11 protein-coding genes are annotated in these 13,116 nt (G+C 46.9%); 2 read left to right on the plus strand and 9 right to left on the minus strand.

Annotation, left to right across the window (positions count from 1 at the left end; genetic code table 11):
- Nucleotides 1–179: 179 nt before the first annotated feature.
- From AC1S8V_RS19910 to AC1S8V_RS19925, 4 genes are all read right to left on the minus strand, one after another.
- A complete protein-coding gene (locus tag AC1S8V_RS19910) occupies nucleotides 180–1,415 on the minus strand; it encodes an L-lactate MFS transporter (protein ID WP_482074529.1) in 1,236 nt (411 codons plus the stop codon).
- Nucleotides 1,416–1,595: 180 nt separating this feature from the next.
- Nucleotides 1,596–2,390: a LytR/AlgR family response regulator transcription factor gene (locus tag AC1S8V_RS19915; protein ID WP_482070457.1), complete on the minus strand. Its 795-nt coding sequence runs from the start codon at nucleotides 2,388–2,390 to the stop codon at nucleotides 1,596–1,598.
- 10 nt (nucleotides 2,391–2,400) lie between these two features.
- On the minus strand, nucleotides 2,401–4,053 hold the full coding sequence (locus tag AC1S8V_RS19920; RefSeq protein ID WP_482074530.1) for a LytS/YhcK type 5TM receptor domain-containing protein: 1,653 nt from the start codon (nucleotides 4,051–4,053) through the stop codon (nucleotides 2,401–2,403).
- A gap of 588 nt (nucleotides 4,054–4,641) precedes the next feature.
- Nucleotides 4,642–5,091: a hypothetical protein gene (locus tag AC1S8V_RS19925; protein ID WP_482070458.1), complete on the minus strand. Its 450-nt coding sequence runs from the start codon at nucleotides 5,089–5,091 to the stop codon at nucleotides 4,642–4,644.
- 24 nt (nucleotides 5,092–5,115) lie between these two features.
- Here AC1S8V_RS19925 and AC1S8V_RS19930 point away from each other — a divergent pair, with 24 nt between their 5' ends.
- Nucleotides 5,116–6,360 carry a helix-turn-helix domain-containing protein gene (locus tag AC1S8V_RS19930; protein ID WP_482070459.1) on the plus strand — a complete coding sequence of 415 codons (1,245 nt, stop codon included), beginning with the start codon at nucleotides 5,116–5,118 and terminating at the stop codon, nucleotides 6,358–6,360.
- 298 nt (nucleotides 6,361–6,658) lie between these two features.
- On the opposite strand, the gene AC1S8V_RS19935 is transcribed toward AC1S8V_RS19930, so the two are convergent.
- The 4 genes from AC1S8V_RS19935 to AC1S8V_RS19950 all read right to left on the minus strand — a co-directional run bounded on the left by AC1S8V_RS19935 (nucleotide 6,659) and on the right by AC1S8V_RS19950 (nucleotide 11,865).
- Nucleotides 6,659–6,946, minus strand: coding sequence for a stage VI sporulation protein F (locus AC1S8V_RS19935; protein ID WP_433745176.1), 288 nt, complete (start codon nucleotides 6,944–6,946; stop codon nucleotides 6,659–6,661).
- A gap of 114 nt (nucleotides 6,947–7,060) precedes the next feature.
- The gene (recG, locus tag AC1S8V_RS19940) at nucleotides 7,061–9,106 is read right to left on the minus strand and encodes an ATP-dependent DNA helicase RecG (RefSeq protein WP_482070460.1); all 2,046 of its coding nucleotides are present in this window, start codon (nucleotides 9,104–9,106) and stop codon (nucleotides 7,061–7,063) included.
- A 10-nt stretch (nucleotides 9,107–9,116) separates the two neighbouring features.
- On the minus strand, nucleotides 9,117–9,980 hold the full coding sequence (locus tag AC1S8V_RS19945; protein ID WP_278299014.1) for a DegV family protein: 864 nt from the start codon (nucleotides 9,978–9,980) through the stop codon (nucleotides 9,117–9,119).
- Between the two features lie 76 nt (nucleotides 9,981–10,056).
- On the minus strand, nucleotides 10,057–11,865 hold the full coding sequence (locus AC1S8V_RS19950; protein WP_482070461.1) for a DAK2 domain-containing protein: 1,809 nt from the start codon (nucleotides 11,863–11,865) through the stop codon (nucleotides 10,057–10,059).
- A gap of 637 nt (nucleotides 11,866–12,502) precedes the next feature.
- Here AC1S8V_RS19950 and rpmB point away from each other — a divergent pair.
- Nucleotides 12,503–12,691: a 50S ribosomal protein L28 gene (rpmB, locus tag AC1S8V_RS19955; RefSeq protein WP_017687459.1), complete on the plus strand. Its 189-nt coding sequence runs from the start codon at nucleotides 12,503–12,505 to the stop codon at nucleotides 12,689–12,691.
- 194 nt (nucleotides 12,692–12,885) lie between these two features.
- Here rpmB and spoVM read toward each other — a convergent pair whose 3' ends face one another.
- Nucleotides 12,886–12,966, minus strand: a complete 81-nt coding sequence (spoVM, locus tag AC1S8V_RS19960) for a stage V sporulation protein SpoVM (protein WP_019424875.1) — start codon at nucleotides 12,964–12,966, stop codon at nucleotides 12,886–12,888.
- Nucleotides 12,967–13,116 lie beyond the last annotated feature (150 nt).

The raw sequence follows: 13,116 nt of genomic DNA on the forward strand, positions 1-13,116 counted from the left end.
ATGATGGAATGCACACAAGGCACTACGCTCGCTGGCAGCCGGATAGTCTGATAGACCAACAGGCCGGTAATCTGGCAACAGTAGATACCAAAAAGCGGCCTCGTCTGGAGACCGCTGTGTTTTAATTTACTTTTTAAGATGAAGAAATATCCTCAGTTTCGTACTTCCAGTGCATGTTGTTAGCTTGCTCGTGATGAAGGGTTAAGGTTCATCTGTTTTTCACGTTGATGTGCACGACGACCTTGACCTGGAGGGGTAATGATCAGTGCGAGCAACAGCGAGACAGCGCAGAGTACAGCAATCACGATGAAGGTTAGATGGAATCCACCCAGCAGGGCGCTGATGAATGATCCAGCCAAAGCACCAAATCCAAATCCCTGATAGATCACACCATAGTTTTTGCTCTGATTTTTCAGTCCGAAGTAATCGGCCACAATCGCTGGGAATACCGTAATGTTACCGCCGAAGCAGAATGCAACGGCCGCCACACAGGCAAAGAAGATCCCGAAGGTCAGTGGAACCAGACTAAGTGTCATTACAGCTACGGCTGTAACAAGCAGCGCACCAGCGATGACCTTCATTCGTCCTACTTTATCCGACAGCGCACCAAGAATAATACGTCCTGCCGTGTTAAAGATCGCAACCATGGCTACTGCGTTCGCAGCTGTAGCTACATCAAGTCCTGCAAGCTGTACACCGATATCTTTGACAATACCGATCAGATACAGGCCGCTCATACACGCCGTGAAGAAAATAACGAACAGCATGTACGCTTCTTTTGTACGCAGCATCTCTTTCACCGTATAGTCATGACGGGCTACGACTTGTTTCGAACCTTCCTTACTTGCCGGAGCCTGTTCACGAACAATGGCTTCACGGATCAGGAATGATCCCGCAACAACCAGAACCAGAACGATAATACCCCAGTACATAAATGCCTGAGCAGGACCAACGGCACCAATTAATGCCGTGTTCACATATTTGAACAATAGACTCCCGGTACCAAAAGCTCCGACCGAGATCCCCGAGATCAGGCCTTTACGCTCCGGGAACCATTTGATCAGATTGGACAACGACGTAATGTACGCCGTACCATCTGCAAAACCAACGACAAATCCAGCCAAAATGTACAGCATTGTTAACGAAGTGACTTGGGAACTCAGAATAAGACCCAGCCCAAGCACAACCCCGGCTACACGAATCAGGCGCTGAAGACCCCAACGTTCCTGCAACCGACCTGCAAACAATGTGGCAAATGCCAAAGCAAAACTGGTAATTGAAAAAGTTATCGCGACCGAGCTGACGTCCCATCCGAAACGATCAGACAGCGGTTGATTAAATAAACTCCAGGTATAGATGGTTCCAAGACCCATTTGTACAATGATAGTCCCCAAAACAATAAGCCAGCGGTTCATTTTTGCAGGTGCAAATGTTGATTCAGGTGTTGATGAAACGGATGAAATTGATGCTTTCATCGTGATCTCCCCTTTGCCGATGTCATATACATGAATGCGTTCACAAGCCAATCATACATGAAAGGGGATTCATTACACCGTTTTGAGCATGAGTTGCATCAGATGCGGAATGAACTGCTTCTAGATGCGCATGAGTTGCCTGAATTCTTTGACCTTCCCACGGCTCACGGGTACTTCAGCCTCCAGATCGCGCAGGCGAAGCAGATACGTATTGTTGAACCAAGGCACTATCTCACGGATTTGCGACAGATTTACAACGTATGAACGGTGGCAGCGAAAGAACGTATCCTGTGGCAGACGGCTGTGAAAATCCGATATGCTCACTGGCATGGTGAACTCACCATTTTTGGTATATACCTTCGTCACTTTCTCTTGCGCTTCCGCATAGTAGATGTCTACCATATCCGTAACAATAATATTGTCATTCCGCAGCAGATTAATTCTACTGTCCGTATGGGAATTCGTATCTCGTAACAGTTCCCCCTGCGCAGCAGATCCGTCCACCGTAGGGGCTGGTCCATCCTCAACACGTTGCTCTACCGGCGCATGATCACGTTTGAATGCGAGCTCCAGCTTATGGAGCATCGCAGCGATTCGCTTCTCGTCATAAGGCTTCAGAATATAATCAAATGCCTCCAACTCAAAGGCTTCTGCTGCATGTTCCTTATACGCCGTAGTAAATACAATATAGGGTTTAATCGCAAACTTCCCAATATGATGGGCCAGCATCATGCCGTCCAGCGAGGGAATATTGATATCGAGAAAAATGACATCCACTTCTTGTTCCTGCAAAAATTTCAGTACATCCAGCCCGTCTTCGAGGCGGTCAATCACTTCAATCTGACTATGTTCTTGAATTAAATAATTCAATTCCTCACTTGCCAGAATCTCGTCTTCCACAATAAGAGCTCTCATTGATCCATCATCACCTTGTTACGACATCTCCTTTGGGTACATCAAATAAAATATCGGTTCCTTGTTCCAGCCTTGTAATGGTTACACCTTGTCCGTAAATAAGCTTGACCCGGCGATGCACATTATACAGCCCGATCTGGTTACCAGGCATACGGTCGTGGTAGACCCGTTCTATAATGTCTGCTCCAATGCCTGCTCCTGTATCGCTGACACTGATTCGCACAAACTCCGGATAATCCTGTACCCGAATTCGAACAGTGCCAGGTCCCTTAACCTTGAGAATGCCATGAATAATTGCATTTTCGACGAGTGGCTGGATGACAAGACTTGGAATATGCACCGCAACTTCATCAATCTCATAGATCACGTTAAGTCGGCTGCCGAAGCGAGCTTTCTCAATCTCTACATAATTACGGACCTGCTCCAGTTCCTTATGAATATCAATTAACTCATCCGACAGCTCCAGATTGTAGCGCATGTACCCGGATAGATTCACAATCAGCTCCCGTGCACGATCCGGTTTGGTTCGGATGGACGAAGCAATCGCATTCAGCGCATTAAACAGAAAATGAGGATGAATGGTCGTCTGTAATGCACGCAGTTCTGCTTTGTTGGCAGCAGCCTTGATCTCTTCTACCCGCGATACCTCCATCTGGGTTGAGATGATCTGTGACAGACCTACAGCCATCGTTTGCAATGGATACGTAATTTTATACGCTTTGCGATAATAGATTTTGAGCGCACCTGTAATGTCTCCTCGTTCTTTGAGCGGAATGATTAACAGCGAGTGAATATCCGGTGTTTTTTCATCAATCACATCATTACTAATCGTAATCTCCCCGCTGGATATCGTCTTTTTGGTCATCTCACTAATAATCTCATTACCAATATGATAGCGTTCCTCCCCAAATCCTACATAAGCCAGTACATTCCGGGTATCCGTAATTGCAACCGCATCAGCCTGAATATCCTCCTGAATAATCCGGCAGATTTTGCGCAGAGAATCCTCATCAATCGAACGGAAATACGGCAAGGTTTTGTTTGCAATCTCCAGCGCAAGCTTCGCCTGACGAGCCGCAATCATCTCCTTTTCCCCTTCCACACTCTGCACTAGGAGCACAATCAGCCCAATATTGACTTCACCCAGAATCATAGGCAGCGCAATCTTCGACACAATATCAGCACCCAGTGGATCGGGATAGGAAAATAGCAGGATCAATAACATCGTGAGCGCTTCACAGATCATTCCGGCACCAATACCGATGATCCATCGCTTGGGCTTGGGCGTATACTTATGTATATATCCGGAGACCAGACCTGCAAGGATACTCGTGATCAGACACGGTATGGCTGTGACTCCATCCATATCAATTAAATACCGATGCACCCCAGAGACAATACCCGTAATAATACCCACAGGCGCTCCAAACAAAATACCACCCGATAACACGGCGATGATCCGCACATTCACCAATGAACCTTCAACATTAATGCCCGTATATGTCCCGAAGATGGCAAAAGCACAGAATAACAAGGTAACAGCAATAGACTCCTGCGACCTTAATTTCCCCTTTTGCAGAATCTGCCTAAATCTCGGCACCCTCGACAGAAAGAATAAAAATATAATCAACAGCGCCGCCCGTTCAAATAAACCCAGCAGCATCGTAAACATTTCCAACCGTACTTCCTCCACATCTGTCTGATATAAATGCATACCGCCTCAGCTACGCTCTTGACGAACCATGACATCGATCCCTACTGCTCGTATGCTCGTATGCTCGTATGCTCGTATGCTCGTATGCTCGTATGCTCGTATGCTCGTATGCTCGTATGCTCGTATGCAACAGTTTACCGCTCCCCCCAGAGGAAAGCAAAGTCCATCCTGTGAAAATGCATCAACAATACTGTACCATGCATATGATAGTTCATCCCTTAACTTCTATGAAAATCTGCGATTCCAGAAAAACCTATGTTACAATTAGTTGTCATGTTATTCCAATTATTCAGTGAAATTAATACAGAAAGGTGTTCATGCATGCTTGCAATTCTACTCTTAGGTTTAATTCTGCTTTTTAGTCTAATATGCCTTACCATATATGGTGTCTCCAAAAGAAGCCAAAATCCCGATCACTCATCGGCGATTGTCCTGCGAATAATCTTAAGCATTTCAACCCTGGCACTCATCGTTCAAGTCTACATACTTAAAGGAAACCCGTATAACAACATTTTAATTTTAGTATTCATTGCTTCGTTAATAGCCACCCGTTCTTCTAAGGATACAAACAACAAAGAGAGATGTTAGAAACAATAGGCCATGGCTGGCTCTATACTGTAATCCTGCAACTAATCCAAAAAGGCCAACCAGACGTTCCTGGTTGACCTCAAGTCTAAAATTTATGAAGAATCGCCTGATAAAATAACTTGGTGTGCAGCTCCAAGCATGACAATAACTGTTGACCAAATTGCTGCCATAAGGGGAGTACGTTTTGTCGTCCGGGTCGTAGAGCTCCCAGAAAGTGTCCGCTCCGTCCTTTAACATACCGCCCCAATACCTTCGGATCTGCTCCAGTGCCTTCTCCTCTTCCCCGCACATAATCAATGCATCGACATAATGATGAACCATGTACGGCGTGGTCATGCCAATAGCTTCTCCGTTACTCGTTAACCGATCAAGTAATTGCCGGGCCGCTGGAGCATCCATGATCTCAGCCAGAACCATCCACACTTGCGATGCCCAGGATACCTGTCTTTTTTCACCACTGACGAAAAAGCCCTGCAGCGGGAAGTCGTTCTAAGAGAAGTGGAAACGGAGCAGATGAAAAGGGATGCCGACATGCAAGCCTTCCTGAATTATGTGCTGGCTCCCCATTCATCCATCAAAACACCTGTGTTCCGCTCTGCGGAATTTGCCGCCATCATGGCATCTGACCAGTTCATTTTAATGACGATTTATGGTCCTCAACCGCTTTCCGAACAGCAACTGCCTACCTTCTCGAACGGCCTGTACATTCCTCATCCACAAACGGATCAGCTACTGTTTTTCCTGATGCATGATCTGGGTTGCACAAGCCCCCTGGATTTGCAGAAAATGGCGACACAAACAGCGAGTATGATTTTGTCCAAATCCGAAACTACGGATTGTTGTGTGGGAATCAGCTTGCCGCATACAGGCATTGGTGGGGTCCGAGAAGCTCACCATCAAACGATCCTTGCGCTGGACGAACGAGCCATTACCGATTTCGGCAAATGTTACGTATTTTCACAGGAGCAAATTCCTTTACTTCAACTGAAGTGGGCTCGAATGTATGAACTGTTATTTTTTATAGAGAGCGGGAATGTGCCGAAGGTGGAAGAGCTCATCACCGATTTCTTTGCCTTCTACATCCGCCAGCCTGACGCCTTGCTTGTCCACCTGAAAGAGCAGTGCAGAGACATTATTACGGAAACCAAACGGCTACTGAGTAACTATATCCAGAACGGAGGTAACAGTAGTGCCTCTTCCAGCTTGGAGGCCGTCCTGAACGTCTCGTTCGATATGGAGTGCATTAGGCATTACATGGTAAAGGTACTGACGGGAACAGCCCTTCTGCTTAAGGAAGACAACCCCTACGCATCAGATCAAGTGATCGACAACGTCAGGACATATATCGATAATCACTATACCAAGGATTTAACGCTGGAATGGGTATCGTCCCTGTTCTACCTGAACCCGAGTTACCTCAGTCATTTATTTAAAGAAAAGACATCCGAGAACTTCACTGATTACGTAAACCGACTACGGATCAGGCAAGCCAAGCAGCTCTTAACGAGCACAGACGATAAAATCTACCGGGTTGCCAAACAGCTGGGTTACGCCAATCCAAAATATTTTTTTCGGGTGTTTAAAAAATTGACCGGTTGGACCCCAGAGGAATACCGAAAGCAACACAAACCCTTCACCGCAAACAACAAGGAACCAGGCCATGCATGATGGCCCAGTTCCTTGTTTTCGTGTGGTGCTTAGCTGACAGGCTTCTCCTTGGCACCCCTTCCTAAATTACCACACAACTTGAATCTAATTTGGGTTTTTAAAATGAATAAAAGTTACACAACAACGGAGAGGACAGAAATAACCTAAAGAAGCGAAGCGTGCGCCTTTATCACCGGATTTTACCCTTGGAAAGGGTCAATCAGAAAATCCGGGGATAACAGCGCTCGGAAGGTTATTCTGTCATCGTAGTGCCCTCGTGTAAACGAATGTTTTTTCCACCCAACATTACATCGAATCCCTACCTAAACATCCCCCACAGCTTTATCAGATGAAACGTATTGTTCGGATCAATCTTCTGTGCGAGTACAAAAGCAACGAACTGCTCCTCCTGCGCAGGAGAGAAATGCTCATTCATAATGACTGCCGAAGACTTGACCAACCTTCTGACCTTGGCCTTATCCTGCAAATCAGACTTGGTCACGCCATCAATCAACTTTTTGATACGCTCTTTGACAGCAGGATTTTTCATCTTTAATTTGATCCGCTCCACCAGCTGCGGGCTAATTCCATATTGTTGGTAACCCAAAACGTATAGCACCTCCCAAAGAATAAACTCACTTCTTATTCATATGTCGGGAGGACTTGTACACTTGTCTTTTTTTACAAAGGTAATGAGAAAAAACAGTCGCCATGGACTACTTTAGTCAATCAGATCGCCCTTGAATACTTGCTGTTGCTGTAGAAAATCACGCAGAGGTGTGTAGTCCACAGACGTCCAGAAATTCACTTCCGCAATCAACTGGGATACATCATCCCTGGCCTGTTCCAGTACAGCAAAATCAGCAACCATATCGGCAAGACGGAACTCGGGTAACCCGCTCTGCTTCGTACCAAAGAAATCCCCCGGACCCCGGAGATCCAGATCCCGACGAGATACCTCGAATCCATCCTCCGTTTCGGTCATGACTTTCATGCGCTCCTGTCCAACCTCCGTTTTGGGATCAGCAATGAGTACACAATAGGACGCATGGGCCCCACGCCCAACCCGACCACGCAGCTGATGCAGCTGGGACAGCCCGAAGCGGTCCGCATCCATAATGACCATCAACGTTGCATTTGGCACATCGACCCCAACCTCTACAACGGTAGTCGAGACGAGCAGCTGAATATCATTGCTGTAGAAGTCACGCATCATCTCTTCTTTCTCCGCGGCCGTCATCCGGCCATGCAGCAGACCTACACGATATTTCGGAAAGTTCTGCTGCATCTGTACATGCAGATCAATGGCATTCTGCACATCCAGCTTCTCCGACTCTTCAATGAGTGGACAGATCAGATAGGCCTGACGCCCCTGATCCACTTCTCTGGAGATAAACCCGAGCACGCGCTCCATCATGTCATGTTTGACCCAATACGTAGAGATGGGAATCCGTCCCTTTGGACGTTCCGAGATCGTGGATACTTCAATATCCCCAAAAGCTGTAATCGCCAGTGTCCGTGGAATTGGCGTAGCCGTCATCGTTAATACATCCGGATTATATCCTTTACGTCGTAAAACGCTGCGCTGATTCACACCGAAGCGATGCTGCTCGTCCGTCACCACAAGACCCAGATCACGGAAGAAGACATCTTCCTGAATCAGGGCGTGTGTCCCCACCACGATATCAATCATGCCCATTTGCAACGATGCGATCAGATCTTTACGCTTACGCCCATTTACACTGCCCGTTAACAGCCCTACGGTTACCCCAAACGGTTCAAACAGCTTTTGCAGTGAACGCATATGCTGCTCCGCCAGAATCTCCGTAGGCACCATCAGAGCCCCCTGAAAACCGGATCGAACCGTTGTATATAGGGCAATCGCCGCAATCACCGTTTTACCCGATCCTACATCACCCTGCAATAACCGATTCATTGCATAGGGTGAACGCATATCATGCAGAATTTCAAGCTCCACCTTTTTCTGAGCATCTGTCAGTTCAAAAGGTAAGCTGCGTACAAACTCACGAATCGTCGTATTATCCGTAGTATGTACCACGCCATCCATGCGATTTCGGTTGAGCGCACGATACGCCTGCATTTTCAACTGGAACAGAAACAGTTCTTCATACACCATCCGCTGTCTGGCCTGTTGACCTTCCCGGTTATCTTGTGGACGATGAATTCCCGCAATCGCCTGCTTGCGTGGCATCAGACTATATTTTTTCATCAACGATTGGGGCAGAATCTCGGGAATCATATCTCCGAATTGGATTAATCCCTGATGGATCGTTTTGCGCATCCATTGTTGCGTGAGCTTGCCGGTTACCGAGTATACAGGTTGCAGTGTGCCTGAACGTCCATCGCCTTTATCCGGGAACTCCGAGTCGGTGACCGTCATCTGCATGCGCTTTTGTTCCCATTTTCCTGTGATCACAATCTCCCGATTGGGCGTAAGCTGTTCTTTGAGGAAATGGCGATTGAACCAGGTTGCTGTAATCATCCATTCTTCCGTCATGATCTTACAGGTGAGACGGGACTTTTTGCCGTATCGTTGTAATACAGGAATGCCCATCACCTGTCCCTGGACCGTAATCTTGTCCCCATCCTTCACTTCACTAAGTGAACGCAGACGGTAATCCTCATAACGGAACGGATAATATTCCAGCAGGTCTTTAACAGTAGAGATGCCAAAGGCGTGAAGCTCTCCCTCTTTGAGAGCACTCACGCCGTTAATTTGCTTAACTGATATTTCTTCCAATTTCATGTCTAATCCCTCATTCCGGAACAGGCCACATAAAGATCGCAATGACACCAGGTCCAACATGACTGCCTATTACGGCTCCAATATTGGTATAGATCACTTCATTCAGTGTAAAATGACCCCGCAGCTGCTCTGCACAAGCGATCGCTGATCCCGGGTCTGCGGTATGACCTACCGCCAGGTTAACCCGTTTGCCTGCAAGATCCTTCTGGAACAGCTCAATAATGCGTGCCATTGCTTTTTTATGACCTCTGACTTTCTCAACTGCGTAGATCACGCCTTCTTCATCAATAGACAGGATCGGCTTAATGTTAAGCAACGTTCCCAAGATGGCTGAAGCTTTGCCAATCCGGCCGCCCTTTTGCAGATACTCCAGAGTATCTACAAGAAAGAACAACTTGCGAGATTGTTGCATCCCTTCAATAGCGGCAGCGATTTCGACTGCTGACTTGCCCTGTTCGGCAAGTTCAGCAGCCTGTACCACCATCAGACCGTATCCATAAGATGCTGACTTCGAATCCAGCACGGTGATGTCACCCTCACGCTCCAGCAAAGACTTGCCGAGCATGGCCGATTGATAGGTACCACTCATACCGGATGACAGGTGGATTGACACAATCGGGCGTTCCGGATTCTCATCCAGTAGTGCTTGATACACATTCATGAAATCGGTTGGAGATGGCTGTGAAGTTGTAGGCAACACAGATACCTTCTTCAATTTTTCATAGAACTGTTCTGAAGTCAGATCAACGCCGTCTGCATAGGTTTCTTCCCCGAACAGAACACGAAGTGGAACAATGTGAATCCCGTATTTGCGGATGAGTTCTTCGGGAATATCTGCCGTACTGTCCGTTACAATCGCAACCTTGTGGCTCATGACTCTCCTCCTCTTCGCTAAAGTGCTATAAGTGCATGTTCAAAAAGTCAACTAGAGACTTTTTGAACAACCTTTATTAGGACTCTACGGAGAACAAATAATAATACACAGGCTGTCCTCCAAGATGTACCTCTACCTCAGCATCAGGATACTGTTCTTCAAGCCATGCAGCGAGGGCAGCGGTAACCTCAGGGTCAGCTTCGTCCCCTTCAAGGATCGTGACCACTTCATCTCCACTCTCCATCATCTGCTTGAGCAGACCTTCACATGCTTGAAGCATGGTTTCATCCGTCGCTACAATTTTGGAGTTATGAATACCAATATAGTGTCCTGCCTTGATATCCAATTCATCATATTGCGTATCGCGAACCGCATGAGTCACTTGACCGGACTGCACCCGGCTAATTGCCTCGAGCATCTGGTCACGGTTCGTTTCCGCAGACTCATCTTCCTGGAAAGCAAAAGCAGCCGCCATCCCCTGTGGAATGGTCTTGCTTGGAATAACCGTAATCCGGCGCTCATCTTCAAGCAATTCACGAGCCTGCTCGGCAGCCAGTACAATGTTAGAATTGTTCGGGAGTATAAATACCTGCTCCGCAGCAATTGAACGAACGGCTTTCACAAAATCCTCAGTACTTGGATTCATCGTCTGTCCACCGGACAGAACGACATCGACGCCAAGACTTTGGAAGATCTCTGCAATACCGTCACCGGAGGATACCGCAATAAAACCGTACGGTGCCATCTCATCTGCAGGAAGGACAGCCTCTTCCATACTGCGTGCTGCCTCAGGTGGAATCTCTGCAAACAATTCAGGTGATGGAGCACTGTCCATGCCTGCCGTCAGCAGATCCCGGTGCTGTTCACGCATATTGAGAATATGAATCTGTGTAATTTCACCATATTGTAGCGCCAGGTTTAATACATCGCCCGGTGTCTTGGAATGGACATGAACTTTGATTACTTCATCATCGGCAATGATGATAATTGAATCCCCATTAACTGACAACGCTTTCCGGAATGCCTCATCATCGAATGCCACTCCTGCGTTCTCTCCAAGCTCCCGATTAATGAAGAATTCCATATCATACAGGAATTCAATATCTTCCGTTTCCAATCTCGCCTGAGCAGACAACGGCATCTCCGGTGCAATTACCTGCTGTGCAGGCTTCTTGACAACCACTTCTGCCGGTGCAGCTGGTTTCAAAGCAGATGCTGCCACGGCTGGAGTCGATTCTTTCTTCAAGGAAGTACGGTTTCCTCCGTCACTTTGCAGCAACACTTCCATAAAGCCCTCGTAGATATATACAAGCCCCTGACCACCTGAATCCACAACACCAACCTGTTTCAGTACAGGCAGTAATTCCGGAGTCATTGCCAGTGCTTCTTTTGCTTTTAACAAAACTTCATTCATTAATTCAGTAATATCATTCGTCCGTCTTGCGTAGTAGTTGGCATGTTTGGCCGCTTCCTTGGCTACGGTAAGAATGGTCCCTTCAACGGGCTTTACGACAGCTTTGTATGCTGCGTCAACACCGTTCTGCAGGGCTGCTGCAAATTGGAGCGTATTCAGTTCCTCATAGGGAGCAGCTGAACGACTAAATCCACGGAACAATTGGGATAAAATAACTCCTGAATTCCCCCGTGCACCCATAAGCAATCCTTTTGATAAAATACCGGCAGCTTCGCCGATGGAGGCAGAACTTTTTCTTTTAATCTCTGCAACTCCTGCACTCATTGTCAAATTCATGTTCGTTCCCGTGTCACCATCCGGCACAGGGAAAACATTCAGGGAATTGACGTGCTCTGCATGCTGTCCAAGTTGTTCCGCTCCGGCAAGTACCATTGCGGTGAAATCTGTTCCATTTAAAGAACGTATACTCAAGTGAGAATTCCCCTTCCTAGCTTGATACACGAACACCTTGCACCAAGATGTGTCTGGTCTGTTCATGCGCTAACGCGGACTGCGTTATTCTTCGTCCATACCTTGTCCGGCACAGGCATACAATACAACATGTCAGCCGGATTAACGGTCTGGGCGGCCGGACTACCAATATCCTGCACTCTCTGCACCCCTAACTTCGGGGCATACGGATATGCACCGGTATCAAGAGCCGGCATGAATGCCGCATGGAGACTGGTGCCAATGATGGAATGCCGCAGCTCACAGCGTTGCCAAAAAGCAGACCACCGACCTCTAAGTACGGTTTATTCTCCGACTTTCTCGCGGCAACAGCCTGTTCACCACTGTATTATGGACTATTCAACATTGTACTATATTAGACAAGAGAAATAAATAAAGTTTTTGGATCAGTTGACGAAGCTTTTTTGATTATGATATTATATTTAAGTATTGTTTTATGCAGGTTAAGTAATGGAAATGATCCGGTTATGCCGGTTTGAACAACGCCATTAGCTACTGAAGCCTGATCTTGATGGATCAGGAAGAACAATTTAGTCCTTATGGAATGACTTTTCGTTTCTGAAGGCAACTGGTTATTTTAGGATAGGAGGTGTAATCTATGTCTCGCAAATGTTATGTGACAGGTAAGAAACCGGGCACCGGTAACCACGTATCCCACGCTAACAACCGTAACCGTCGTACTTGGGGCGTAAACGTTCAGAAGGTCCGCATTCTCGTTGACGGCAAACCAAAACGTGTATACGTAAGCACCCGTGCACTGAAAGCCGGTAAAGTGACTCGCGTATAATCACGCAAAGCTACTATAAATCGGGTAAGCAAAAAGCACCTTGTTCCTTGCAGGTGCTTTTTTGGTATTCAAAAAAAGGATTCTTGAATACGCTCATTAACATGTGAATGGCCGCCGCATGGCGCTTCGCAGGTACGAATTCCAGATAAGCCTGAGCCAAAGCGGCGGTATTCCCTGTTACCTTATCAATCGGGTCAGTTCTTTTGAAACGTATTAAGAATCGCCTTTACAAACCCTCCCAAAAACTTCGGCAGTTTGAATGTGTAAAATTTCATAATTCACCCTCCCCATCATGCTCATGCGTCCGCCGTATCCTATGCTCCAGGTCTTCTTTACCTCAAACACGACAAAAAAGGCTACATGAGAAACCTGCTCATGTAACCATATTTATGCGGAACCTTCGATCCCTATTCCACAATGACAAG

The sequence above is a fragment of the Paenibacillus sp. B46(2026) genome, assembly GCF_056786355.1.